A 24,347-nucleotide genomic window follows, 5' to 3' on the forward strand; every position below is an offset into this window, starting at 1 on the left:
TCCGTCGTGAGCGGAGCGGCGTTGACGCGCCGCTCCCGAGATCAATGCCTTACTTGACCGGCTCCAAGGCGAGCAGGTTCAAGAGGCGCGCCGGATTGGTGCGCGAGATCGACGGATTGACGAAGGGATTTTCCTTGGTCGACCAGCCGGTGAAACGCTTGGTGTTGTACTGGTACCAGTTCGGATTGTTGAAGACCGGAATGACAGGCATGTTTTCGGCGACGATGCGCTGCGCCTTGTTCATCGCTTCCTTCTGTTTGGCGAGGTCGGCGGTCTGGGTGAACTCGGTGACGAGCTTCTCCACATCCGGGTTGAACCAGCGCTGCGCGGTGAAGCGGGTCTTGCCTTTGTCCGAAGCGCTGAAGGCGCGCTTGTAGGGATAGTAGGGCGAAGCCGAAGCCGGCAGGCTGTTGATCGCCGCATCGAAGGTGCCGTTGATGAGGTTGCCGGTCCAGACGGCTTCTTCAGGCGTTTCGATCTTGGCATCGATGCCGACCGCCTGCATGCCTTCGACGGCGATGTTGACGGTGTCGACCCAGTCCGTCCAGGAGTTCGGGACGATGATCGAGAAGGCGATCTTGCTGCCGTCGGAATTGTCGCGGAAGCCGTCGCCATCCTTGTCCTTGTAGCCGGCCTCGTCGAGCAGCGCCTTGGCCGCGTCGGCGTCATAGGTCGCGTATTTGCCGAAGTCGGCCTTGATGGAAGGGTCTGCCCAGCTCTTGTAGAGTTCACCCATCAGGCCGGGGTCTTCGTTCAGCGTCGGGTAGCCGTAGCCGGCGACGTCGATCATCGTTTTGCGGTCGAGTGCCATGCCGACGGCGCGGCGGAATTTCACATCGTTGAAGGCCTTCTTGTTGTTCTCGTTCGCCGTTTCCAAATTGAACAGGAAGGCGACCATGCTGCTCGGTGAATACCAGTAGTGAAAATGCTCCGGGTCTTTGGAGACATAGACATTATCGATATCGGGAATGAAGGAGACGCCCCAGTCGAGCGTGCCGTCGGCGGTTGCCGTCAGGATCTGGTTATTATCGGCAAGCTGCGGGAAGCGAATGCAATCGACCTTCAGGTGCGCGTTGTCCCAGTAATTCGGGTTGCGGCACTGGTCGTAGGTCTGGCCGGTGAAGCGCGGCACCTCGGTCAGCGGACCGCTGCCGACCGGGTTTTCGTTGGCGAAGGTGACGGGATCTGCGACATCCTTCCAGACATGTTCGGGAACGATCGGCAGCTGCGAGATCTGCTCGGCGGCGAGCGAGCTCGGATTGGCGAGCGTGAAGCGCACCGTCTGGCCGTCGACGGCCTGAACCTCGGTGACGAACGTCCAGATGCTGACGAAATCGAGCGCCGGGAATTTCTTCAGATAGTCATAGGTGAACTTGACGTCGGCTGCGGTCAGCGGCTCGCCATCCGACCATTTCAGGTCGGGGCGCAGCTTGAACTCTATGCTCTTCAGGTCGTCGGAGAGCTTGAAGCTTTCGGCCAGGCGGTAGACCGGCTTGTTGCTGTCGAAGCGATTGAAAATAACGAGCGGCTCGTAGATGAAGTCGAGCGTCGACTGGCGCGCCGAGGTCTGGTTGAACGGGTTGAAGTTGCGAACCCAGGTGGTCGCCGGCTCGATATTCGCCGTCAGGACCGTCTGCGCCATGGCGGATCCCGAAATCAGCGTGAGTGCTGCGGCCCCAAGAAGATATTTTTTCATGTTCCATTCCCCTTCTTCTTATACGTGAAAAATGATGTGCCGGTCAGGCGGCCGGCACGCTGGCAAACATGTCTTCGACTTGCCGGTGAGCGGCGCGATAATCGATCTTGAGATTGCCGAGGCGGGCCTTGCCGGCGGCGATGCGCTTGAGAGCGGCGTCGGTCAGCGGGCGGGCGGCCTTGGCTGCGGCTTCGCTTTCCCTGACGTCACCGTGGCTGTGGAGGGCGATATCGAAGCCCGCGTCGAGCACTTGGGCGACGCGTTCCGGCAGGGTGCCGGAGAGCGACTGCATGAAGATGCAATCGGATATCAGCACGCCCTCATAGCCCATCTCCTTGCGGATCAGGTCGTGCATAACAGGCGAGATCGAAGCTGGCAGCTCGGCGTCGTAGGCCGAATAGACGACATGGGCGACCATGGCCCAGGGCGTATCCTTCAGCGCGACGAAGGGTTTGAAATCGGTGGCGATGAGCGTTTCGCGGCTGGCATCGACCACCGGACGTTCTTTGTGGGAGTCGAGCGTGGCCCGGCCATGGCCGGGAATGTGCTTCATGACGGGCATATTGCCGGTCTCAAGCAGGCCGTCGACCACCTCGCGACCCAGGGCGGCGATGAAATCGGGATCGGGGCCGAAGGAGCGGGCGCCGATGACCGCACTCGTCGTCTCGAAGACGAGGTCGAGAACGGGCGAGCAGCCGCTGGAAAGGCCGAGTTCCGTCATCATCGCACCCATGGCCTGGGAGGAAAGGCGCAGTGCTTTTTTTCCGAGATCGAAATCGCGGCGCGCCAGTTCGGCGAACTGACCGAAGCTGCGGAAGAGTGGCCAGGGGCCGGCGTCGAGATGCTGGACGCGGCCGCCTTCCTGGTCGGTGAAGACAGGCGCATCGTCGCGGCCGACGGCTTCGCGAAAGCGCTCGATCAGCCGCCTCGTCTGCTCCGGCTCGCGCTGATTGCGCCGCCCGACGAAAAGGCCGAGCGGGTTGGTGTCGCGAAAGAGCGCGAATTCATCATCCGAAATGATGGGATTCGGAAGCCCGACAAAAAGGGCAAGCGGGGTCGAGGACAATTCTGGTGCTCCGGTATCAGCTGATCATTTCGGCGCGCTTCGCAGCATGCCTTCGTAAATGCCCTTGTCGGGGGCAGGGATGGCGACTGCACCCGCGGTGCTGGCGTAGAAGTCGACGGGGCCGGCATCGCCGATGAAGGCGTAGGCATGGCCGAGCGTCTTCATTGTCTCAAGGCAGGCGGAAAACAGCGCGAGGCCGATGCCCCTGCCGCGTGCTCCGGAATCGACGCCGGTCGGGCCGAAGAAGCCACGCGCCGTGGTGTCGTAGCAGGCAAAGCCAAGCAACTTGCCGCCTTCGACTGATATCAGGCAGGCGACGGGCTGGCGGGAAAAAGCGACCGAAACCTCGCTCGCCCAATTCTCGCTGAATTGTTCGCGAACCCAGTTGACCACGAGGTGCAGTTCCGCAGGAAGAGCCGGACGGATGGAGGCGCCGACGACGTCAGCCCGCTCTTTCAGTTCGGCGAGCCTAGTGGAATATAAGCTCACAAGCAGGTCCGGCACCCGTCTCTCCTCTGGATGTTCCGTTATTGCGGAATATATCCCCTTTTAATGTCATAGACTTGGCCATCTCAGAAGGCTTGTCAACAGGGATTTTCTTGGACGCGACTGTTCTCGTTGCGGCCTCGACGTGCGGTATGGGTCCAATGCAAAACGGCCCGGAACAAGCCGGGCCGTTTTACATTTGCATCTGTTTGCCGATGCCAGCGCCTATTCGCCCTCTTGCCAGAGCGCGTGGAAATGCTGCACCGGACCGTGGCCGGAGCCGACGCTGAGCTTTCCGGCGGCTGCGACCGCGCCGGCGAGATAGTCCTTGGCAATGGCAACAGCCCCTGGCGTCGAGTCGCCTTTGGCGAGTTCGGCGGCCAGCGCGCTGGACAGCGTGCAGCCGGTGCCGTGGGTATTCTTGGTCGGCACGCGTCGCGCCTCGAACCAGTGCAGGCCGTCGGCAGTGGCAAGCACGTCGGGGCTTTCGTCACCGTCGAGGTGTCCGCCCTTGACCAGCACGGCGGCCGGACCAAGGGCGCGCAGCCGCTCGGCCTGGGCGGCCATCTCGGCCCGGTTTGTCGCGACCGGCTGGTGCAGAAGTGCGGCGGCTTCCGGCAGGTTCGGGGTGAGAAGCGTGGCAAGTGGCAGCAGCCGCCTGGTCAGCACGTCGACCGCTTCAGGTGCGAGCAGGGCGGCGCCCCCCTTGGCGATCATCACCGGGTCGAGAACGACGGGGATGCCACGCCGGTGCGCGAGGGCTGCGGCAACGGCCTCGGCGATGCCGGCATTGGCGATCATGCCGATCTTGACGGCGTCGACGCGCACATCGGCAAAGACGGCATTGATCTGGTCGGCGACGAATTGCGGCGGCACCAGATGCACGCCGCTCACCCCTTGCGTGTTCTGCGCCGTCAGCGCGGTCAGCACCGCCATGCCGTAGACGCCGCGGGCGGAAAAGGCCTTGAGATCGGCCTGGATGCCGGCGCCGCCCGAGGGATCGGAGCCGGCGATGGAGAGAACGTTGCGGATCATGGGCGGACCTTTCGGATTTCTGCGGCGATGCGGCGCGTGGCCGCCTCGGGGTCCGGCGTGCCGGCGATGGCTGAGACGACGGCAAGCCCATTGGCGCCTGCGGCAAATACCTCGGCCACGTGGTTCGCCTTGAGGCCGCCGATGGCGACTGACGGCACCGGCGAAGCCTTCACCAGCCTTGCCAGACCGTCAAAGCCGATCGGCTGCTTGTGGTCGGCCTTGGTCGGTGTCGCAAAGACCGGTCCGACGCCGGCATAATCGACGATACCGGGATCGACGGCGCTAGCAAGCGGCGCTGTCTCGACCGAGAGGCCGAGGATCATCCCGGGACCGATCATCGTCCGTGCCGTGCGCGCGTCCATGTCCTCCTGGCCGATATGCAGGCCGTCGGCACTTATGGCGATCGCCGCCTCGACATCGTCGTTGACGATGAGCAGGGCGCCGGTTCCCGCAAGCGCTTGTTTCAAGGCTCGGCCGGTCTCGATCATTCTGGTCGTGCCCGCATGTTTGTCGCGCAGTTGCACCATCGTGGCGCCGCCGGCAACGGCAAGGCGCGCGGTCTCGACCATGCCGATCCCGGCGCAGAGTTCGGGGTCGAGGACGAGATAGAGCGAAAGGTCGAAAACCTTCATACGGCCGAAATCCTTGCCCGGGCATCGAGCGTTTCGGCGTCCAGGGCTGACAGCGCATCGAGGAAACGCCAAGCGAAGGAGCCGGGGCCGGCCGCCCCGAGGGCGGCATCCTCGCCCGCGACGGAGAAGGTCGCAAGGGCCGCAACTGTCGCCCCGAACGTATCCTCAGGGGCGGTCGCGGCAAAGGCGCCGATCAGGCAGGTGAGCGAGCAGCCGAGTGCGGTGACCTGCGGCATCAGGACCGATCCGCCTTTGATGCGCACGGCTCTTTCACCATCGGTGACGAAATCGGCCGCACCGGTGACGGCGACCACCGCCCGCTGCCGCTCGGCGAGCCGCCGCGCCGAGCCTTCCGCCTGCTCGACCGGGTCGCGGCTGTCGACGCCCTGGCCGCGGCTCTCTCCGCCGGCAAGGGCGATGATCTCGGAAGCATTGCCGCGGATGATCGTCGGCTTCAGCGCCAGGAGATCGGCGACCGCTCCGCGGCGGAAGGCCGTCGCGTAATGCGCGACCGGATCGAGGACCCATGGTTTGCCGGCTGCGTTGGCGGCCCTCGCCGCCGTCTGCATGCCTTCGATCCATTGCGTCGAAAGCGTGCCGATGTTGATGGTCAATGCATTCGCGATGCCGGCGAATTCGCCGGCTTCTTCAGCGGCGTGCACCATGGCGGGCGAGGCGCCCGACGCAAGCAGAACATTGGCCGCGATGTTCATGGCGACATAATTGGTGATGCACTGGACGAGCGGCGGCTTTTCGCGCATCGCCTTCAGCATGGCTCCCGACGTGATCTTGTTTTGCATGGCGCCCCTTTCAGGCGGGGGCGGGCACGGGGCAATTCGTGCGGGCGAAACCGCGACCCCGAGCGACTCCCTCCGCCGGCATTATCCGGTTCAGGTTCGAAGGGTGCTTCTCAGCCCGTCTGTCGACGGGCGCCCCTGTCTCTCATCGCGCTCTTTTTCGCAGAGAACGGGGCGGATGTCATCTCGAAAATGAGGGTTCGGTACTCTCCTTGCGGCTGCGCTTTAGGCGTGAACGTTGCTGCTCAGGAATGCAATCCCGATCGCATCCTATCCGGCTAACTCAAATCGTGAAGATCCGTCGTAATCGCCGGCCCGATCGAAAACTCCGAAAACCGCACCCTCAACCCGCTGCGCTCCGGCGTGCAGGCCGCCGGCCCGACTTCATAGCGGTCGGCAGCCGGGAAGGGCGCTAGCCGCAGCAGCGGCCAGCGGCTGCCGTCGCGGGAGGCCTGGATGCGCATGGCGCCGCCTGCAACGGTGACGCGGATGTGGAAATCTTCGAGTTCCTTGAAGGGCTGGGACACCGACCAGTCGGATCTGCCGTCGGTGACGACGGCGCTGAGGAAGGCTTCGCCGTCGGTGAATTCGACGCCTGACTTCACCCAGCGTGTTTCGTCGAGGCGCACCATCAGGCCGGCCTGATCGTAGAGGGTGCGGAATTCGCCCTGGATGCGGATCTCGGCGGTGAAGCTGTCACCGGTGGGAAAAGCGAGGAAATGGCCGTTGTCGCGGGTGAAGCCGTAATAGGTTTCGCACCAAAAATCGGTTTTCTCGTCGGTCGTCAGGGTGAGGCTGGTTTCGTCTGCGCGCCAGCTGGCCGGCTCGTTCAGCCACTTTCCTTTGTTGAAATCGATGCTCATCCCGTTCTCCCGTTCTGTTGAAGCCTGACCGCAGGCGACCACCTGACTTTGGCATATCATGCCGCTTTCATGCAGCGCAGACAGCCGCAGATGAAGATGGTGCTTTTTCGGCGTCGCGCTATCCGCGGCTGCATAATCCGTCGCCCGCGCTTGACAGGATCGATCCAGTTCTTATTCTGTTACAAAAAGATGAATTGCATAATAATGGAACTAAACGGGAGCCATCACATGAAAACACTGGTCGCATTCCTGCTCGGTACCGCGCTCGTCGCCCTGCCGTCCGCCCTGCTTGCCCAGGAAAAGGGCGGCGTCATCAATGTCGCGACGATCGGCGAGCCGCCGACGCTCGATCCGATGTCGTCGACGGCTGATCTTGTCGGCATCGTCACCCAGCATATTTTCGAAACGCTCTACACCTTCGACAAGAGTTGGAACGTCACGCCGCTGCTGGCCGAAAGCCTGCCGGAGATCAGCGCCGACGGCAAAACCTATACGATCAAGCTGAGGACCGGCATCAAGTTCCACGACAATACAGACATGACGTCCGAGGATGTTGTCGCCTCGCTTGGCCGCTGGACGAAGATCGCCTCGCGCGGCAAGCAGGTGGCGGGCTTCATCGGCAAGATCGCCGCGACCGATCCTTCGACCGTCACCATCACCCTGAAGCAGCCCTATGCGCCGCTGACCTCGTTGCTCGCCTTCAACAATTCGGCGGCGATCATCATCCCTTCCGAAAAGCAGGACGAACCGATGAAGGAATTCATTGGCACCGGCCCCTATATGCTGAAGGAGCGCAAGGCCGACCAATATATCCAGCTCGTCCGCTTCGACGGCTATAAGTCACGCGAGGGCGACGGCAATGGTTACGGCGGCGCCCGCCATCAATATCTCGATGAAATCCGCTTCGTGCCGGTGCCGGATCCGAACACCCGCGTCGAGGCCGCCATTTCGGGCCAATATGATTATGTCGACTCGATCGCGGTCGAATCCTACGACAAGCTGAAGGCGTCGACTGCCTCGCAGCCGGTCATGCTGAAGCCCTTCGGTTATCCGGTCTTCGTCTTCAATACGAAGGAAGGTGTGGCTGCCAACGTCGAGGTCCGCAAGGCGATCCGCCAAGCGCTCAGCATGGAAGACATGCTGGCGGCAGCCTTCGGCAGCAAGGATTTTTATGCGCTCGACGGCGCCATCTACCCCAAGACCTTTGCCTGGTCGACGGATGCCGGCGTCGAGGGCGCCTATAATGTCGCCGATCCGGAAGGGGCGGCGGCTGCCGCCAAGAAAGCGGGTTACAACGGCGAGCCGATCCGCATCCTGACCAGCCGTCAATACGAGTTCCATTACAAGATGGCGCAGGTCGCCGCCGAATATCTGAAGCTTGCCGGCTTCACCGTCGATATGCAGGTGGTGGACTGGGCGACGCTGACGCAGCGCCGCACCGATCCGAAGCTCTGGGATATCTATATCACCCACAGCCCCTTCCTGCCGGAGCCGGCCCTCATCGGCTCGCTCTCGACCAGTTCGCCGGGCTGGTGGGACACGCCAGCCCGCAAGGCCGCCGTCGATGCCTTCACCTCCGAGGTCGACCCGACGAAGCGCGTGGCGCTCTGGGCGGATGTTCAGAAGGCGGTTTATACCGACGCGCCCTTCATGAAGATCGGCGATTTCAACGCCGTCTCGGCGAAGTCGGTCAAGCTCGAAGGAGTCGATCCGGCTCCCTGGCCGTATTTCTGGAACGCTTCGATCAAGAAGTGAGCATCACCGCCGGCACCGGTCCTTCGGGACCGGTACCGGTCATCTTTTCTGCCGCATCTGCAAGGGCTTGAAGGCCGGCATTCATGATCCGCTACATCCTCCAGCGCCTGTTCGGCATGATCGTCGTGATGTTTCTCGTCGTCACGATCGTCTTCGTCATCGTGCGTGTGACGCCGGGAGATCCGGCCGCCGTTATGCTCGGGCCGGATGCGACGCCGCAGGATATTGCCGATCTCCGAACCCGGCTCGGCCTCGATCAATCGCTCGGGTTGCAATATGTCTATTATATCGGCCAGTTGCTGAAGGGTGATCTCGGCCAGTCGATCTTCCTGAACATGCCCGTCACATCGGCCCTCATCGACCGGGCCGAGCCGACCTTCTTCCTGACGCTGTTTTCGCTTGCCATTGCCAGCGCCATCGCCCTGCCGATCGGCATCTATGCCGCCTATCGGCGCGGTTCCTTCATTGACCAGGCGGCAACGACGCTCGCCATGTTCGCCGCCAGCATTCCGAGCTTCTGGCTCGGGCTCATTCTCATGCAGTTCTTCGCCGTGCGGTTCAATCTCTTCCCGGTCTCGGGATATGGCGGCCCGGGCTCGACCTTCATCGACCGGATGTATCACCTGACCCTGCCGGCCTTTGCGCTTGGCATCGTCTCCTCGGCGTTGATCCTGCGCTTCACCCGCGCCTCGATGCTCGATGTGCTCGGCGACGATTATATCCGCACGGCCCGCGCCAAGGGCTTGATCGAGCGCAAGGTCATCCTCAAGCACGCGTTGAGGAATGCGCTGATCCCGATCCTGACGGTGCTCGGCCTGACGGCGGCGGTGCTGATTTCGGGCGCTGTTGTCACCGAAACAGTCTTCGGCCTGCCGGGTGTCGGCAATCTCGTCGTTTCGGCGGTGTTGCGCCGCGATTATCCCGTCATCCAAGGGGCGCTGCTCGTCATCGCCGCGCTCTATGTGCTGATCAATTTTGCGATCGACATGCTCTACCTGCTGGTCGATCCGAGGGTGCGCTACTGATGGCCGATATCGCAATCAAACCAGCCGAAAGCGAAGGCGGCAAATTCGTCCGCCGCCTGATGAAGCGCAGGACGGTGGCCTTCGGCCTGCTGATCCTGGCGATCTTCGTGCTGCTGGCGGCCTTCGCGCCTGTAGTCGCGCCCTATTCGCCGTCGAAGCTTTCCATCGTCAACCGACTGAAGCCGCCGAGCGGCACCTTCTTCTTCGGCACTGACGAGTTCGGTCGCGACGTCTTCTCGCGCACGATCTTCGCGGGCCGCCTGTCGCTGTTCGTCGGGGCTGCGGTCGTCGCGCTTTCGGCCGCAATTGGCGTCACGCTCGGCCTGCTCGCCGGCTTCTTCCAGAAGCTCGATACGCCGATAGCCCGGCTGATCGACGCGATGATGGCTTTCCCCGATATTCTGCTGGCGATCGCGCTGGTCGCCGCCCTCGGCCCGTCATTGACGACCGTCATCATCGCGTTGTCGATCGTCTATGCGCCGCGCCTTGCCCGCATCGTGCGAGCCTCGACGCTCGTTATTCGCGAGCTGCCCTATGTCGAGGCGGCGAGGGCGCTCGGGATTTCGACCTTCCACATCATGACGCGGCATGTGCTGCGCAATCTGCTGTCGCCGATCCTGGTGCAGGGCACATTCCTCTTCGCCAGCGCCATGCTTGCCGAGGCCGGCCTGTCCTTTCTCGGCCTCGGCGTCAGCCCCGAGATCCCAACCTGGGGAACGATGATCGCCGCCGGCCGGCAATATATCGGCCAGGCCGACTGGATGACGCTTTTCCCCGGCGTCGCGATCGTTCTCTCGGTGCTGTCGCTGCAGATGGTCGGCGACGGCCTGAGGGACATGCTCGACCCGAGACTTCGCAAGGACCTTTGATCCGTCGACCAGCGGTCGGCCAATCCAAATTCGCCAATCGAAATTCGCATGACAGGAGTTCGCGTGAATCAGTTCCCCGCCGCAGCCGGCAAGGTCGAGAATTCGCCTTACCAACGGTTAGCCGCTCTTGGCATAACGCTGCCGCCGCCGCCACCGCCGATTGCCAATTTCGTGACGCATGTGGTGGAAGGCAGCATGCTCTATCTATCCGGCCAGGGGCCGCGCGAAGCCGATGGCTTCCTGCATGCCGGCAAGGTCGGCGGCGGCGTCGGTGTCGACGAGGCGTACCGGCATGCGCGGCTGACCGGCATCAACCTGCTTGCCGTCATGCATGAGGCGCTCGGCGATCTCTCGCGCGTCAGGCGGGTGGTCAAGCTGCTCGGCATGGTCAACGCCGTACCCGAGTTCGAGGACCATCCGAGCGTCATCAACGGCTGTTCCGACCTGTTGATCGCGGTCTTCGGAGCGGCAGGCGAACATGCCCGCTCGGCCGTCGGCTTCGGCTCGCTGCCCGGCAATATCACCGTCGAGATCGAGGCGATCGTCGCTTTGCATGGATGACGAGGTGTGTTTTCATGTTTGGAGTGGTCTTCGGATGACCTTTTCCTATCTTAACCCGCGTCCGTTCTCCGGCTGTTCGACACTGCCGGACGACCGCCCCATGTTTCGCCCTTCGCCCCAGACTTCCGGAGATCTTCATGCCCGATGATATCAGACCTTCGCTCGGCCTTCGTCCCGTCATCAATGTGTCCGGCACGATGACCAGCCTTGGCGCTTCGATCGTCGTTCCCGAGGCGATCGCGGCGATGGCGTCCATCCTGCCGCACTTCGCCGAGATCAACGACCTGCAGCGCAAGGCAAGCGGCGTCATCGCCCGGCTGACCGGCGGCGAGGCGGGCTTCGTCACCGCCTCCTGCTCGGCCGGTATTTCGCTTACCGTCGCCGGTGCGATCACCGGCAACAATCTGCTGGCTATCGAGAGGCTGCCGGATGCCGTGTCTGAGAAGAACGAAGTGCTGGTGCAGATGGGCCATGTGGTCAGCTACGGTGCGCCCGTCGACCAGGCAATCCGGCTTGCCGGCGGCAAGGTCGTGCTTGTGGGACAGGCGACTTCGACCCATCGCTTCCATATGGAAAACGCCATCACCGACAAAACCGCAGCCGCCGTCTATGTCGTTTCCCACCACGTCGTCGATTACGGCCTCTTGAACCTCAAGGAATTCGTCGAGATCGCCCATGCCAAGGGGGTGCCCGTTATCGTCGATGCGGCATCGGAATATGACCTCAAGATTTTCCTGGAGCAGGGGGCTGATATCGCGCTTTATTCCGGCCACAAGTTTCTCGGCGGCCCGACCTCCGGCATCGTTGCCGGCAGGAAGGATTTGGTGCGCCATGCCTTCCTGCAGAATATGGGCATCGGCCGCGGCATGAAGGTAGGCAAGGAGAGCATTTTCGGCGTCATGGCGGCGCTGGAAGCCTGGGAAAGGCGCGACCATGCCGGCATCCGCGAACGCGAGACCGGCTATCTCAATCTCTGGAAGAAGACCCTCCAGGGTCGTCCCGGCGTCACCGCGCTGATCGAGCCCGACCCCACCAACAATCCGCTCGACCGTCTGCGTCTCATCGTCGATCCCGAACAGGCCCATATCACCGCCTGGGATCTGGCCGATGCGCTGGCGAGAGGCAACCCGCCGATCATCGTGCGCGACCACGAGGTGGAGCACCGCTATTTCTATCTCGACCCCTGCAACCTGCATCCGGGCCAGGAGGTGATCGTCGCAAACCGTCTTGCTGAGGAGCTCGACAAGGCGCGCGCCTCCAACGAGATCATCGCAACCCCGATCGAAAACCGCAGCCGGCACCGCTTCGACGGATTGCTGCGCTGGCCGGATTGACCCGCCGTTCTCATCCGCCGCAAGAGGAGCCAAAATGGCCAACGCCCAAGCCCAGCCGATCGAGACATTGAGCCCCGTTCTTTCCGTCGACAGGCTGACCACCTCCTTCCTCGTGGACGGCGCCTGGAAACCGGTCGTGCGCGATGTCTCCTTCACCGTCGCGCCCGGTGAAACCGTGGCGATCGTCGGTGAATCCGGCTCGGGCAAGAGCGTGACGTCGCTGTCGATCATGCGGCTGTTGCAGCCGGAAACGAGCCGCACCGAAGGCTGCGTCGTGCTCGGCGGCCGCGACCTGCTGGCGCTGCCGGAACACGCGATGCGGCAGGTGCGCGGCAATGAGGTGGCGATGATCTTCCAGGAGCCGATGACCTCGCTCAATCCGCTTTTCACCATCGGCGATCAGATCTCCGAAGCGCTGCTTTGCCATTCCGATTTGAGCCGGGCCGATGCCAGGGCCGAAACGATCAGGCTCTTGGAGAAGGTCCGCATCCCCTCGGCCGCCTCGCGCTTCGACGAATATCCGCACCGTTTTTCCGGCGGCATGCGCCAGCGGGTGATGATCGCCATGGCGCTCGCCAGCCGGCCGAAACTGCTGATCGCCGACGAGCCGACGACAGCGCTCGACGTGACGATCCAGGGGCAGATCCTCGATCTCATCAAGATGCTGCAGGCGGAGGAGGGGACCTCCGTTCTCTTCATCACGCATGACATGGGCGTTGTCGCCGAGATCGCCGACAGAACGGTGGTGATGTATCGCGGCGAGCAGGTCGAAAGCGGCGTCACCGCCGATATCTTCCACCGCGGCAGACATCCTTATACGAAGGCGCTGCTGTCCGCCGTGCCGGTGCTCGGCTCGATGCAGGGTCGGCAGAGGCCGCTGCGTTTTCCCGTGGTCAATACCGCAACGGGCGAATCCGACGTTCCCGCCGAGGCAGCCGATACGGTGGCAGTGACGCCCGTCCTGCAGGTGAAGAACCTCACCAAGCGCTTCGATATCCACTCCGGCCTCTTCGGCCGGCTGACGAGCCGCGTGCACGCGGTCGAAAACGTCTCTTTCGATCTCCATGCCGGCGAAACGCTGTCGCTCGTCGGCGAATCCGGCTGCGGCAAATCGACGACAGGGCGGGCCATCATGCGCCTGATCGAGCCGCAGGCCGGTTCGGTGCTCGTCGAGGGGAGGGAGGTGCTCGGCCTCGACAGGAGGGCACTGCGCGAAATGCGCAAATCCGTGCAGATGATCTTCCAGGATCCCTTCGCCAGCCTCAATCCGCGCATGACGGTGGGTGCTGCGATCGCCGAGCCCTATCTCGAGCACGGCATGGGCACGGCGAAACAGTCCAAGGACGTCGTTGCCGATCTGCTGGTCAAGGTCGGCCTTTCCGCGGAGATGGCCGGGCGTTATCCGCATGAATTTTCCGGCGGACAGCGCCAGCGAATCTGCATTGCCCGGGCGCTTGCCCTGCAGCCGAAGGTCATCATTGCCGACGAAAGCGTTTCGGCGCTCGACGTCTCGATCAAGGCGCAGGTCATCAACCTGATGCTCGACCTGCAGCAGAGCCTCAACCTCGCCTTTCTGTTCATATCGCATGATATGGCGGTGGTCGAGCGCGTCAGCCACCGCGTGGCGGTGATGTATCTCGGCGAGATCGTCGAGGTCGGCCCGCGCGCCGCCATATTCGAAAATCCGCAGCACCCCTATACGAAGAAGCTCATCGCCGCCGTGCCGGTGCCCGATCCCGACCGTCGCCACGAAAAGCGCCTGGTGGCGAATGACGAGATCAAAAGCCCGATGCGACCGGTCGACTATGCCCCCCCGAAAGCTTTCTATCGCGAGGTCGGGCCCGGCCACCTGGTGATGGCGGATCGCTCGTCCGGCTTGTGAGTTGCCTAACGGATCGGCGGCGCATAAAGCAGGTGCAGAGACAAATGCTTGGAAAGCCGCACCGATGAACAAGACGGATTATTTTTCGACGCTCGGCGGATTGCCGCCGCAGAGCCAGCTGCTCTCGGGCCGGGCCGTTTTTACCACGGCTTACGCGGTCATCCCCCGCGGCGTCATGAGCGATATTGTCACGAGCCTGCTCCCGCATTGGACGGGGACGCGCGCATGGGTTCTCTCTCGGCCGCTGTCGGGCTTCTCCGAGACCTTCTCGCAATATGTGATGGAAGTTCAGCCGGGCGGCGGTAGCGACCGCCCGGAGCCCGACAAGCGGGCTGAAGCGGTGCTGTTCGTCGTCGAAGGCGACATGACGGTTGAGCTCGAGGGCGTCAGCCATGCGCTGCGCGCCGGTTCCTTTGTTTACATTCCAGCGGGTTCGGCCTGGCGTCTGAAGAATGACGGCTCAGCCGCAGCAATCTTCCACTGGGTCAGAAAGGCCTTTCAGGAGGTCGAGGGGCTGGAACCGCCGCCGGGGATCGTCACCCATGAGGACGACCATCCGATCCGGGCCATGCCCGACACCGACGGGCGCTGGGGCACGACCCGCTTCATCGATCCGGCCGATGTGCGCTACGACATGCACGTCAACATCGTGACGCTGGAGCCGGGTGCGGTGATCCCGTTCATGGAAACGCATGTCATGGAGCATGGTCTCTATGTGCTGGAGGGCAAGGCGGTCTATCGCCTGAACCAGGATTGGGTCGAGGTCGAGGCTGGCGATTTCATGTGGCTGCGCGCCTTCTGCCCGCAGGCCTGCTACGCCGGCGGCCCCGGCCGGTTCCGCTACCTGCTCTACAAGGACGTCAACCGCCATATGAAGCTCTGGTAGTCGCTTTCCGCGACGCGTGCCGCACGCCCGCACGCTCCCGATCAGCCTGTTCGGTTGCTTGACAGCTCTGTGGATTGCCCGCATCGTTCTTCGATGCGGAATATGGATTCATGGCTCTCGGAGAAGAAAGAAATAGGCCGAAGAAACGCTGCCGAGGCGGTCTTCGAAGATATCCGCACGGCCATTGTCGATCGGAAACTGGCGCTCGGGATCCGTCTGCCCTCGGAGGTGCAACTTGCCGAACGTTACGGCATCAGCCGGGCGATCGTGCGTGAAGCGCTGCGTTCGCTGCAGACACTGGGGTTCACGCAGACCAGGACCGGCCGGGGCACCTTCGTCGTTTCGGAAAGCCCCGCGCGCCAACTCGGCGGCGGCGCCTATTCCGCCCGGGATCTGATGGAGGCGCGCCCCTGCATCGAGATTCCGGCTGCCGGTTGGGCGGCATTGCGGCGCTCGGACGAGCAGCTGACCCGGCTCGCATCCTTGTGCGACCGGATGGACGAGGAAGAGGATGTCCGGGAATGGGTGCGGATGGATGCGGTCTTTCACGGAGAAATCGCGGAGGCTTCCAGCAATGCGATCTTCCGGAAAGTCGTCGCCGATGTTCGCGGCGCGCTTTCGACGCAATCCGAACTCGTCGAGCATGTTCGCGGCCGGCGCAAAGCGTCCAACGCCGAACATCGCCGAATTCTGGAGGCAGTTGCCGCGGGCAGCGAGCAGGATGCGCGCGCGGCAATGGCGGAGCACCTGCTGGAGGTCGAGCGGTCCATCATCGGGATTGCCGATAACAGACGAACTGCCTGGAAGGCCTGATTTCAATTTTGCGCCCGGACATTCCGCCCGGCCAATCGAATGCAAGCGATGAACGATCTAGAAAACTGGCTGTCCGATCCCGCGACCCTCAGTCGCAAAAGCGCCTCGGAACTTGTGTTCGATGAATTGCGCAGCCTCATCCTTTCCGGCCGTTTTGCTGCCGGTTCGAAGCTGCCGTCGGAAGCTAAGCTGGCGGGAAAATACGGCGTCAGCCGCCCGATCGTCCGGGAAGCGCTGCGCTCGCTGCAGATTTTGGGGCTGACGGAGACGCGAACGGGCAGCGGCACCTATGTGCTCGCGGCTGCCGGCGACGGAAATATCAGTTACGGCGATTATTCGGCGCGTGATCTGATGGAGGCGCGGCCTCACGTCGAAGTATCGGCCGCCGGCTGGGCGGCGCTGCGTCGGAGCGATGACGAGCTGTCCCGCTTGCTCGGACTTTGCGACGAGATGGAGCAAGAGAAAAATACCGAGGCCTGGGTGCGGTTGGATTCGGAATTTCATGGGCTGATCGCGGCTGCATCGAAGAACGCCGTCTTCCGCGACATCGTCGACGAGGTCCGGGAGGCGATGGCGCAGCAATCCGGGCTGCTGACGGTCTTAGGGCCGCGGCGCCAGGAGTCGAACGACGAGCATCGCGCGATTGTCGACGCGATCCGTGCAGGCTCGGAGATCGAAGCCCGGGCCGCGATGGAGGTTCATCTCCAAAAGGTCGAGACGGCGGTCAATCGCATCCTCGGCGCCGCACTGCGTTAAGCAGCCGCGAACGCTTCCTCCAACACCGTGCGCTCGGGCATCGGCAGCTGCCAGATGGGCGAACCGGCGTTCATATATGCACCCTCTCGAACGAAAGACCTTGACCGTGGCGCGGATCCTCAGCTATTCCACAAACCTGTCAGACCGCATAGCAGATTAACATCTATGGGGCGACTGCGCGGAAGGGCGGCCGGGGAGGCTGCCGAATCCAGGATAGGGAGGAGTAATGACAGTCATGGAATCCACCAGAACCGAGGCCGATGGCCAGATCTTCGCCGAGGAGGATCTCGGTTACAAAAAGGCGCTGAAGCCGCGTCAGATCCAGATGATCGCCATCGGCGGCGCCATCGGCACCGGCCTGTTTCTCGGCGCGGGCGGGCGGCTTGCCGCTGCCGGTCCGGCGCTCGTACTCGTCTATGCCTTGTGCGGCTTTTTCGCATTCCTCGTTCTCAGGGCTCTCGGCGAACTGATCGTCCATCGCCCGACCTCGGGCTCGTTCGTCTCCTATGCCCGTGAATTTTACGGCGAAAAGCTCGCCTTCGCGGTCGGTTGGCTGTACTGGCTGACCTGGGCGATGACGGCGGTCGCCGATGTCACCGCGGTGGCGCTCTACATGAATTTCTTCAAGGCCTATGTCCCATGGATCGCCATGATCGATCAGTGGGTATTTGCGCTGACGGCACTGGTCCTTGTTCTCGCCATGAACCTTCTGTCGGTGAAGGTCTTCGGCGAACTGGAATTCTGGTTTAGCCTCGTCAAGGTTCTCGCTCTGGTTGTCTTCCTGATCGTCGGGGTTTACTTCGTCATCTCCGGCACGCCGATCGACGGCCACGTTCCGGGGCCGAATACGATCACCGATTTCGGCGGCATGTTTCCGAGCGGGATCCTGCCGGCGCTGGTCGTGATACAGGGGGTGGTTTTTGCCTATGCCTCGATCGAGCTGATCGGCACCGCCGCAGGCGAAACCGAAAATGCGCGCAAGGTCATGCCCCGGGCGATCCGGACGGTCGTGCTGCGCCTGGTGGTCTTCTATGTCGGCTCGGTTCTGCTGCTGTCGCTGCTGCTGCCCTATACCGCCTATAAGGGCGGCGAGAGCCCCTTTGTCACCTTCTTCGGCAAGATCGGCGTCCAGGGCGCCGACGTCGTCATGAACCTCGTCGTGCTGACCGCGGTCCTGTCGTCCCTCAATGCAGGCCTCTATTCGACCGGCCGCATCTTGCATTCCATGGCGATCTCAGGCTCGGCGCCGGCCGCCCTGGCGAAAATGAACAGATCCGGCGTACCCTATGGCGGGATTGCGGTGACCGCGGTCGTGACCGCCTTCGGCGTCGTGCTGAACGCCGTCGTTCCGGCAGCAGCTTTCGAGATCGGCTTGAATGTCGCGGCCCTCGGCATCATCGCGGCCTGGGGCGTCATCGTCCTCTGCCAGCTCAAGCTGTGGTACCTGTCACGTCAGGGCAAGCTGGCGCGGCCGGAATTCCGGATGTTCGGCGCGCCTTACACTGGCGTGCTGACGCTGGGCTTCCTGGCGATCGTCGTGATCCTGATGGCCCTCGATTATCCAGTCGGCACCTACACGGTCGCGTCTCTGCTGCTGATCATTCCGGCGCTGGTGGTCGGCTGGCTTCTGATGCGGGAGCGCATCCACCTGATTGCAGCCGAACACGGCGACGATCGCGGCGGTTTCGATCTGGCCTGACCCGCGATAGCTATCCCCGGCGCGCCGAAGGCCGTCGGGCACCGCATCAATGGAGAGAGAAATGATCCCGAGTGAGGATTTCGTCGTCACCGATCGTGGCGGCATCGTCGAGAACCGTCACCGCGTCCATGCGGCGGTCGTCGATGCAACGGGGAGGCTGCTTTACGCGCTGGGAAACCCGACGCGCCTGACGCTTGCCCGGTCTGCCGCCAAGCCGGCTCAGGCGCTTGCCATCCTCGAGACGGATGGGTTCGAGCGCTACGGCTTCGATGATGCCGATCTCGCGCTGATGTGCGCTTCCCACAGCAGCGAAGAGCGCCATATCGTGCGGACGCGGACCATGCTATCAAAGATCCAGGCCGAGGAGGCGGATCTTCGCTGCGGCGGCCATCCTTCCTTGTCCGAAAACGTGAACCGGGCCTGGATCAAGCAGGACTATACACCGACGGCTGTCTGCAGCAATTGTTCGGGAAAACACGTCGGAATGATTGCCGGCGCCCGGGCCATCGGAGCGGGCGCCGACGACTATCACCTGCCGGATCATCCGATGCAGCTGGTCGTGAAGCGGACGGTCGCCGAACTCTGCGACCTGGACCCGCAGGACGTCGAATGGGGGATCGACGGATGCAATCTGCCGACGCCCGCTTTTCCCCTGGATCGCCTGGCGCGCCTCTATGCCAAGCTTGCTTCGGCCGCGGACCGGGGCGAGGGGCGGGAGGGCTCGTCGACGCGAGACGCAGCGCTGGCTCGCATTTTCCGGGCGATGGCGTGCTACCCTGAACTGGTCGCGGGCGAAGGGCGTTACTGCACGGTTTTGATGCGCGCATTCGACGGCGCAATGATCGGCAAGCTCGGCGCCGATGCCAGCTATGCAATCGGTGTTCGCGCCTCGGACGATACCAGGCGACTGGGAGCGGATGGGGCGCTCGGCATCTCGGTCAAGATCGAGGACGGCAACATCGAAATCCTCTACGCCGTCGTGACGGAAATCCTCGAGCAGCTTGGCGTCGGCTCGTCGGAACGTCGCAGGCAGCTTGCGGAGTTTCATCGCCCCAGGCGCGTGAACACGATGGGTATCACGACCGGCGGCGTGTCCTTTCCATTCAAGCTGCGCGGATCCAAGCCGGACGGAGAGAATTCCCGTCCCGCGGCTTGACCGGATGACACTTCCGGATCCGGCAATTTCTGCCGCGTTCCCATTCATCATTCTTCCGGCCTGCCGCCGCAGCCGCAGCGCCGCCTCTCGAAAGTTCAGCCATGACTATCTCCGATATTGCGAAAATCCGCGTCGAGCATGACCTGATCGGCGACCGCGACGTTCCGGCCTCGGCCTATTACGGCGTGCATACGCTGCGCGCGGTCGAGAATTTTCCGATCACCGGTCAGACCCTGCGTGAATCGGCGGATCTGATTGCCTCGCTCGCCGCGATCAAGCAGGCGGCGGCTCAGGCCAATGCAAGCCTCGGCCTTCTCGATCGGGCGCGCGCCGACGCCATCATCGCAGCCTGTGTCGAGATCCGCGACGGCGCGCTGCACGACCACTTCGTCGTCGATCTCATTCAGGGCGGCGCCGGCACCTCGACCAACATGAATGCCAATGAGGTGATTGCGAACCGGGCGCTTGAAATCTTGGGATATTCGCGGGGCGAGTACCAGCACCTGCATCCGAACGAGCACGTCAATCTCTCGCAATCCACCAACGATGTCTATCCGACGGCGCTGAAGCTCGCCGCCTGGATCGGCGTTCACCGTCTCGTCGACGCCATGGCAATCCTGCGCCGGTCGTTCGAGGCCAAGGCGGTCGAATTTGCCGACGTCCTCAAGATGGGTCGCACCCAGTTGCAGGACGCCGTCCCGATGACGCTGGGACAGGAATTCGGAACCTATGCACTGATGCTCGCGGAGGATGAGGCGCGCCTTGCCGAAGCCGTCTCGCTGATCCGCGAGATCAATCTCGGCGCCACCGCCATCGGTACCGGCATCACCGCCCATCCCCACTATGCAGCGCTGGTGCGCGAGCGCCTGTGCGAGATCGTCGGCGTCGATCTGGTGACGTCGCCGGATCTGGTCGAGGCGACGCAGGATTGCGGATCCTTCGTGCAGCTTTCGGGCGTCCTCAAGCGCGTGGCGGTCAAGCTGTCCAAAACCTGCAACGACTTGCGACTGCTGTCCTCGGGACCGCGCGCGGGACTGAACGAGATCAACCTGCCGGCGCGGCAGGCCGGCTCCTCGATCATGCCGGGCAAGGTCAACCCGGTCATCCCCGAGGTCGTCAACCAGGTCGCTTTCGAAGTGATCGGCAATGACGTGACGATCACCATGGCCGCCGAGGCGGGCCAGCTTCAGTTGAATGCTTTTGAGCCGGTGATCTTCTACAGCCTCTACCGCAGCCTGAGCCACTTGACCAATGCCTGCCTGACGCTCGAAGCGAACTGCATTCGAGGCATTACCGCCAATCGTGACCGGCTGCGGCAGACGGTCGAGCAGTCGATCGGCATCGTGACGGCGCTGAACCCCTATATCGGCTATCGCAACGCCACGGAGGTTGCGCTGGAAGCACATCATTCGGGACGGGGGGTTTACGAAATCCTTCTCGAACGCGGCCTGATGCAGAAGGAGCATCTCGATGCGGTGCTGCGCCCGGAAACCCTAACCCGGCCGAGCGAGAAGCTATCCTTCTCGTAAGGCATGTGGCTCTTTTTGCTGTTGCGAAGGGCGCCCGGCCGCTTCCGCAATCTCTCCAAAAGGATGTCAGCGGCACATGAAGCTCTGGTCGCTTCATGTGCCCGGCAACACTCATCTGTGCGTGATCACGCCGCCTTTGCTTGCGGCTTGGCGGCCTTGACATGGGTTATGCTGCGGCGGCCGTCGATGCCGACGGGAATATCGCCGTCAACCGTGGCGCGGCGCACGACGCGGTGCTGGTCGCCATAATCGTTGACGGCATAGTGCTGGGTGGCGCGATTGTCCCAGATCGCCACATCCCCCGCTCTCCAGCGCCAGCGCACGGTATTTTCCGGGGCGGTGACGTAGGACTGGAACACCTCGTAGAGTTTTACGGAGTCGCTCTTCGACAGGCCGACAAGGCGCTGAACGAAGTTGCCGAGCAGTAGCGATCTTTCGCCGGTTTCCGGATGGACACGCACGACCGGATGCTCGGTCTCATAGATGGTCGAGGTGAAGACCTCCTCGAAATGCTTCTTCTCTTCAGCGGTGGCGCGAGGGCGAACGGCAGCATAGTCATAGGCATTGCTGTGAATGGCCCACAGGTGATCCGCCAGCAATTTGAGCGGCGCCGGCAGGCTTTCATATGCGGCATGGGTATTGGCCCAGATCGTGTCGCCGCCGGCCGCCGGAATGACGACGCCGCGAAGAACGGAGAATTTGGGATAGGCATCGACGAAGGTGACGTCGGTGTGCCACTGGTCCGCCCTGCCGCCGCCGCGGCTGGAATCGAGATTGAGGATGGAAGCCGTGCCGGCGACCGGTCCCTGGGTTGGATGCGGCACAAGGTCGCCGAGGCGGCGTGCGAAGGCTTCCTGTTCGGAATCGTCAAGATGTCCTTGATCGCGGAAGAAGATGACCTTGTGTTTCAAGAGAAGCTGGTTGATGGCCGCCACCTTTGCATCCGAAAGATCACCGCCGAGGCGGATACCCTTGATTTCGGCACCGACGTGGCCGGTCAGCGGGACGACATCGGACTCGGGGATGATCTGATTGACGAGAACCGGATTGCTCATGGAAATCTCCTGTTGAAATTGGAAGAAGTCGGCAGGTCACTGCGCCCGATGAAGGATTCATCGGGCGTTCGAAATCTCATCGCTGGATGTCGACAGGGCTATGGAACGGCATAATCTATAAAATATATAGACAATAATTTCTAATTTTGCCTGTTTTCCTGAAATGCGATGTTCGATTTCCTCACCGGCGGGGAGGCTGGCGGCCGTTGCCATTTCTTCGTATGTTCCGCCGGTCAGCGTGGGATCGCCGAGCAAATCATGCTTGAGGCCCTGGATCCGCGCCCGGAAAGGAACTTGCGATGGCAACAGTCAAACTCCTGTCGGATGAAGAGGCCGCAGCCATTCCGACCGTGCAAGCCGTGTTCGATGACATCAGGGCGACACGCAAGACCGATTTCATCAACAATTTCTGGCGTGCTCTCGCAAATGATCCCGCAAATCTCAACCGGGTGTGGGAGACGCTTAAGTCGGTCATGACGGTCGAAGGCGCGATCGATCCGTTGACGCGGGAGATGATCTATATCGCCGTGTCGACGGCCAATGCCTGCCAATACTGCATTCAATCCCACACCGCGGCCGCCCGGGCGCGCGGCATGACCGATGCCCAACATGGCGAACTCCTGACGATCATCGGGCTTGCCGCGCAGACAAATCATCTCGCTCTCGCCATGCAGGTTCCCACAGATCCGGAATTCGAGGTGCGGTAGGAAACGACCCGAATAACTTCGCGGCTGCGGCATCGACGTACAGAATCGGCCGCTTGGAGCGCCTTCAGCACGATGCGATTACCCCCCGCTGAAAACGCTCACATGTGCCTTTGACAGGATAACAAGATCGTCCGGTCTGACGTTGAGATAGTTGCGCCGCGTGCCGCAGACGGCTCCTCCGTCAGCAAAAATCTCTACGATGCCCTTGTCGTGGATGACTCTCAGATCCGTCGCACCGGCAATCGCCGCGGCGTAACGGATCGATCCGTCGTCTTGTGGCAACTGCACGGAGATACTTTGATCTTCCACGACGATGGAAAATGACAATTGTCCGGCTTCGGTTGCGGTGATCCTTGTTCCGTCGAGCGTCCCGTTCAATCGGATATCGATCGACGCGTCGTCCAGAACGTATCTGCCGGGCTCTGCGGAAGACAGAGGCGCATGAGTGAGGGCCTCCTCCACTTCGTCAGCGGGTCTCATGCATATCCTGTTGCGCGCATCCAGCGACAGCTGGCGAGGTAAGGACAACTCGCCGGAATACGGCGACCCGGCAGGCTTGCGGAACTCCCAATTGAACAACCACGCAAAGGCAATCTGCCTGCCATCCGTCGCGAAGCTCTGCATCGCATAATAGTCGCTACCGAAGTCGAGGAGTTGCAGCGCATCGGAGTCCGGAATGAAGCGGTCATCGACGAAATCTCCGACGAGCCCATAAAGCAGGTTGTGTCGGCCGCTGCCTGGATCACAGTGTCCGACAAGTCCCATGATCAGCACCCATTTGCCGTCGATGGGGAAAAAGTCGGGGCATTCAACTGCTCTGGCGCCCTGCTCACGGAAGAAGGGCGGTGCACGGAACAGCGGTCCCAGGTATTTCCACTCACGCAGATCCTCCGAACCGTAAAGCAAGACTGCCGGGTCGCCATGAATAGAAGCGCCGAGCACCATGCGATAAGCGCCGGCGGCTTCATCCCACCACACCTTTGGATCGCGGAAGTCGTGCTCGACTCCTTCGGGGCGCTGCTCGAGCACGGTCGAGATGCTCGCCGCCTTGATCATCCGCCGGTCCGGCCGGGCGATCTTCTGTATTTCTCGATAACCTTTGAAAAGGTCATAGGCGGGCAGGCGCTCCGTATAGAAGAACATCAGCCTGCCATCCCTATCCTCAAATGCATTGCCGGAGAATGCGCCTCCGGTTGCACCGAGACGCCAGAGGTTCTGCTCCGGATGGAGGAAAACCGGCATGTGTGTCCAGTTGAACAGGTCAGGGCTGGTAGCATGTCCCCAGTGCATTGGCCCCCAGTCGCCGCCGCATGGATGAAATTGATAAAACAGGTGCCAGCAGTCGCCCATCCTGCAGAGACCCACGGGATCGTTCATCCAGTTGCGACAAGGAGAAAAATGAATTCGAGGCCGCTGAGGATCGCTTCGCAGCCATGTGCCAATTTCCTTTCCTGCGCGAATTAGAATCTCATCCGTGCTGAATTCCCATAGCTTTATGCCGGCCTCCGCAACGGTTGCCGGATCGTAGGAGTAGGCCCAAAGGAATGCTTCCGGCCGATCCCATTCAACGACAACGCTGCCGGCCTCGCGGTGGTGATAGGAATAGTATGATGGATGAGCTTCGAAAGCGGGCACACGCCAGAGGGTCTCACCATATTGTGAAATGGTGACGGCCCCGGGACCAACTGCCCAGAATTCCAAACGCTCGCCCGAAGCAAAAGAGACAGTCGCTTTAGCCATTTGGA

The 24,347-nt window shown here is 62.3% G+C and carries 23 protein-coding genes and 1 riboswitch; of the genes, 13 read left to right on the forward strand and 10 right to left on the reverse strand.

Features of this window, described 5'->3' with window-relative positions; genetic code table 11:
* Window positions 1-49: 49 nt before the first annotated feature.
* The 7 genes from NL154_RS27155 to NL154_RS27185 form a co-directional block, all read right to left on the reverse strand.
* Window positions 50-1,696: an ABC transporter substrate-binding protein gene (locus tag NL154_RS27155; protein ID WP_434734408.1), complete on the reverse strand. Its 1,647-nt coding sequence runs from the start codon at window positions 1,694-1,696 to the stop codon at window positions 50-52.
* A 43-nt stretch (window positions 1,697-1,739) separates the two neighbouring features.
* Complete coding sequence (locus NL154_RS27160) at window positions 1,740-2,762, reverse strand: glycoside hydrolase family 3 N-terminal domain-containing protein (protein WP_434734409.1); 1,023 nt, start codon at window positions 2,760-2,762, stop codon at window positions 1,740-1,742.
* A gap of 24 nt (window positions 2,763-2,786) precedes the next feature.
* Window positions 2,787-3,266 carry a GNAT family N-acetyltransferase gene (locus NL154_RS27165; RefSeq protein ID WP_434734410.1) on the reverse strand — a complete coding sequence of 160 codons (480 nt, stop codon included), beginning with the start codon at window positions 3,264-3,266 and terminating at the stop codon, window positions 2,787-2,789.
* Window positions 3,267-3,473: 207 nt separating this feature from the next.
* A complete protein-coding gene (gene thiD, locus NL154_RS27170; RefSeq protein WP_434734411.1) occupies window positions 3,474-4,283 on the reverse strand; it encodes a bifunctional hydroxymethylpyrimidine kinase/phosphomethylpyrimidine kinase in 810 nt (269 codons plus the stop codon).
* Window positions 4,280-4,915 carry a thiamine phosphate synthase gene (gene thiE, locus NL154_RS27175; RefSeq protein WP_434734412.1) on the reverse strand — a complete coding sequence of 212 codons (636 nt, stop codon included), beginning with the start codon at window positions 4,913-4,915 and terminating at the stop codon, window positions 4,280-4,282. The genes thiD and thiE overlap by 4 nt, the downstream gene beginning before the upstream one ends.
* Window positions 4,912-5,715 (reverse strand): hydroxyethylthiazole kinase, encoded by an 804-nt coding sequence (thiM, locus tag NL154_RS27180; RefSeq protein ID WP_210632358.1) that lies wholly within the window; start codon window positions 5,713-5,715, stop codon window positions 4,912-4,914. The genes thiE and thiM overlap by 4 nt, the downstream gene beginning before the upstream one ends.
* A gap of 50 nt (window positions 5,716-5,765) precedes the next feature.
* Window positions 5,766-5,862, reverse strand: a riboswitch (TPP riboswitch).
* Window positions 5,863-5,990: 128 nt separating this feature from the next.
* Window positions 5,991-6,575: a DUF1349 domain-containing protein gene (locus NL154_RS27185; protein ID WP_210632359.1), complete on the reverse strand. Its 585-nt coding sequence runs from the start codon at window positions 6,573-6,575 to the stop codon at window positions 5,991-5,993.
* Window positions 6,576-6,803: 228 nt separating this feature from the next.
* On the opposite strand from NL154_RS27185, the gene NL154_RS27190 reads away from it, so the two are divergent.
* The 12 genes from NL154_RS27190 (at window position 6,804) to aspA (ending at window position 20,840) form a co-directional block, all read left to right on the forward strand.
* The gene (locus tag NL154_RS27190) at window positions 6,804-8,330 is read left to right on the forward strand and encodes an ABC transporter substrate-binding protein (protein WP_210632360.1); all 1,527 of its coding nucleotides are present in this window, start codon (window positions 6,804-6,806) and stop codon (window positions 8,328-8,330) included.
* A gap of 83 nt (window positions 8,331-8,413) precedes the next feature.
* The gene (locus NL154_RS27195) at window positions 8,414-9,355 is read left to right on the forward strand and encodes an ABC transporter permease (protein WP_210632361.1); all 942 of its coding nucleotides are present in this window, start codon (window positions 8,414-8,416) and stop codon (window positions 9,353-9,355) included.
* Window positions 9,355-10,224, forward strand: coding sequence for an ABC transporter permease (locus tag NL154_RS27200; RefSeq protein WP_221145124.1), 870 nt, complete (start codon window positions 9,355-9,357; stop codon window positions 10,222-10,224). Before NL154_RS27195 ends, NL154_RS27200 begins: the two co-directional genes overlap by 1 nt.
* Before the next feature lie 48 nt (window positions 10,225-10,272).
* Entirely contained in the window at window positions 10,273-10,785 is a 513-nt protein-coding gene (locus tag NL154_RS27205) for a RidA family protein (RefSeq protein WP_210632363.1), read from the forward strand.
* 137 nt (window positions 10,786-10,922) lie between these two features.
* Window positions 10,923-12,119: an aminotransferase class V-fold PLP-dependent enzyme gene (locus NL154_RS27210; protein WP_221145126.1), complete on the forward strand. Its 1,197-nt coding sequence runs from the start codon at window positions 10,923-10,925 to the stop codon at window positions 12,117-12,119.
* A 34-nt stretch (window positions 12,120-12,153) separates the two neighbouring features.
* Complete coding sequence (locus NL154_RS27215; protein WP_210632365.1) at window positions 12,154-14,001, forward strand: ABC transporter ATP-binding protein; 1,848 nt, start codon at window positions 12,154-12,156, stop codon at window positions 13,999-14,001.
* A gap of 64 nt (window positions 14,002-14,065) precedes the next feature.
* Complete coding sequence (locus NL154_RS27220; protein WP_221163745.1) at window positions 14,066-14,887, forward strand: bifunctional allantoicase/(S)-ureidoglycine aminohydrolase; 822 nt, start codon at window positions 14,066-14,068, stop codon at window positions 14,885-14,887.
* Between the two features lie 93 nt (window positions 14,888-14,980).
* Window positions 14,981-15,700, forward strand: a complete 720-nt coding sequence (locus NL154_RS27225) for a FadR/GntR family transcriptional regulator (RefSeq protein ID WP_434734413.1) — start codon at window positions 14,981-14,983, stop codon at window positions 15,698-15,700.
* Between the two features lie 48 nt (window positions 15,701-15,748).
* Window positions 15,749-16,456, forward strand: a complete 708-nt coding sequence (locus tag NL154_RS27230; RefSeq protein ID WP_210632368.1) for a FadR/GntR family transcriptional regulator — start codon at window positions 15,749-15,751, stop codon at window positions 16,454-16,456.
* A gap of 226 nt (window positions 16,457-16,682) precedes the next feature.
* Window positions 16,683-18,155 carry an amino acid permease gene (locus NL154_RS27235; RefSeq protein WP_434734414.1) on the forward strand — a complete coding sequence of 491 codons (1,473 nt, stop codon included), beginning with the start codon at window positions 16,683-16,685 and terminating at the stop codon, window positions 18,153-18,155.
* A gap of 61 nt (window positions 18,156-18,216) precedes the next feature.
* Window positions 18,217-19,311: an asparaginase gene (locus NL154_RS27240; protein ID WP_434734415.1), complete on the forward strand. Its 1,095-nt coding sequence runs from the start codon at window positions 18,217-18,219 to the stop codon at window positions 19,309-19,311.
* A 101-nt stretch (window positions 19,312-19,412) separates the two neighbouring features.
* Entirely contained in the window at window positions 19,413-20,840 is a 1,428-nt protein-coding gene (gene aspA, locus NL154_RS27245) for an aspartate ammonia-lyase (protein WP_434734416.1), read from the forward strand.
* Window positions 20,841-20,965: 125 nt separating this feature from the next.
* On the opposite strand, the gene NL154_RS27250 is transcribed toward aspA, so the two are convergent.
* Together NL154_RS27250 and NL154_RS27255 are read right to left on the reverse strand one after the other, a co-directional pair.
* A complete protein-coding gene (locus NL154_RS27250) occupies window positions 20,966-21,895 on the reverse strand; it encodes a TauD/TfdA dioxygenase family protein (protein ID WP_434734417.1) in 930 nt (309 codons plus the stop codon).
* Window positions 21,896-21,952: 57 nt separating this feature from the next.
* The gene (locus tag NL154_RS27255; RefSeq protein WP_221145137.1) at window positions 21,953-22,201 is read right to left on the reverse strand and encodes a hypothetical protein; all 249 of its coding nucleotides are present in this window, start codon (window positions 22,199-22,201) and stop codon (window positions 21,953-21,955) included.
* On the opposite strand from NL154_RS27255, the gene NL154_RS27260 reads away from it, so the two are divergent.
* Window positions 22,195-22,602, forward strand: a complete 408-nt coding sequence (locus NL154_RS27260; RefSeq protein ID WP_210632374.1) for a carboxymuconolactone decarboxylase family protein — start codon at window positions 22,195-22,197, stop codon at window positions 22,600-22,602. The two genes, NL154_RS27255 and NL154_RS27260, sit on opposite strands and share 7 nt — an antisense overlap.
* Window positions 22,603-22,680: 78 nt before the next feature.
* Here the strand turns inward: NL154_RS27260 and NL154_RS27265 are convergent, their stop codons facing one another.
* Window positions 22,681-24,342, reverse strand: coding sequence for a GH32 C-terminal domain-containing protein (locus tag NL154_RS27265; RefSeq protein WP_434734418.1), 1,662 nt, complete (start codon window positions 24,340-24,342; stop codon window positions 22,681-22,683).
* Window positions 24,343-24,347 lie beyond the last annotated feature (5 nt).

This window comes from Rhizobium sp. YTUHZ044 (assembly GCF_051123975.1).
Lineage (GTDB): Bacteria > Pseudomonadota > Alphaproteobacteria > Rhizobiales > Rhizobiaceae > Rhizobium.

Bases quoted from the DNA above. Each gene is read 5' to 3' on its own strand.
- NL154_RS27155 (WP_434734408.1), bottom strand. From the start codon at position 1,696: ATGAAAAAATATCTTCTTGGGGCCGCAGCACTCACGCTGATTTCGGGA.
- NL154_RS27215 (WP_210632365.1), top strand. From the start codon at position 12,154: ATGGCCAACGCCCAAGCCCAGCCGATCGAGACATTGAGCCCCGTTCTT.
- thiM (WP_210632358.1), bottom strand. From the start codon at position 5,715: ATGCAAAACAAGATCACGTCGGGAGCCATGCTGAAGGCGATGCGCGAA.
- thiE (WP_434734412.1), bottom strand. From the start codon at position 4,915: ATGAAGGTTTTCGACCTTTCGCTCTATCTCGTCCTCGACCCCGAACTC.
- aspA (WP_434734416.1), top strand. From the start codon at position 19,413: ATGACTATCTCCGATATTGCGAAAATCCGCGTCGAGCATGACCTGATC.
- NL154_RS27190 (WP_210632360.1), top strand. From the start codon at position 6,804: ATGAAAACACTGGTCGCATTCCTGCTCGGTACCGCGCTCGTCGCCCTG.
- NL154_RS27240 (WP_434734415.1), top strand. From the start codon at position 18,217: ATGATCCCGAGTGAGGATTTCGTCGTCACCGATCGTGGCGGCATCGTC.
- thiD (WP_434734411.1), bottom strand. From the start codon at position 4,283: ATGATCCGCAACGTTCTCTCCATCGCCGGCTCCGATCCCTCGGGCGGC.
- NL154_RS27205 (WP_210632363.1), top strand. From the start codon at position 10,273: ATGACAGGAGTTCGCGTGAATCAGTTCCCCGCCGCAGCCGGCAAGGTC.
- NL154_RS27200 (WP_221145124.1), top strand. From the start codon at position 9,355: ATGGCCGATATCGCAATCAAACCAGCCGAAAGCGAAGGCGGCAAATTC.
- NL154_RS27210 (WP_221145126.1), top strand. From the start codon at position 10,923: ATGCCCGATGATATCAGACCTTCGCTCGGCCTTCGTCCCGTCATCAAT.
- NL154_RS27250 (WP_434734417.1), bottom strand. From the start codon at position 21,895: ATGAGCAATCCGGTTCTCGTCAATCAGATCATCCCCGAGTCCGATGTC.
- NL154_RS27185 (WP_210632359.1), bottom strand. From the start codon at position 6,575: ATGAGCATCGATTTCAACAAAGGAAAGTGGCTGAACGAGCCGGCCAGC.
- NL154_RS27235 (WP_434734414.1), top strand. From the start codon at position 16,683: ATGACAGTCATGGAATCCACCAGAACCGAGGCCGATGGCCAGATCTTC.
- NL154_RS27260 (WP_210632374.1), top strand. From the start codon at position 22,195: ATGGCAACAGTCAAACTCCTGTCGGATGAAGAGGCCGCAGCCATTCCG.
- NL154_RS27220 (WP_221163745.1), top strand. From the start codon at position 14,066: ATGAACAAGACGGATTATTTTTCGACGCTCGGCGGATTGCCGCCGCAG.
- NL154_RS27230 (WP_210632368.1), top strand. From the start codon at position 15,749: ATGAACGATCTAGAAAACTGGCTGTCCGATCCCGCGACCCTCAGTCGC.
- NL154_RS27195 (WP_210632361.1), top strand. From the start codon at position 8,414: ATGATCCGCTACATCCTCCAGCGCCTGTTCGGCATGATCGTCGTGATG.
- NL154_RS27265 (WP_434734418.1), bottom strand. From the start codon at position 24,342: ATGGCTAAAGCGACTGTCTCTTTTGCTTCGGGCGAGCGTTTGGAATTC.
- NL154_RS27225 (WP_434734413.1), top strand. From the start codon at position 14,981: ATGCGGAATATGGATTCATGGCTCTCGGAGAAGAAAGAAATAGGCCGA.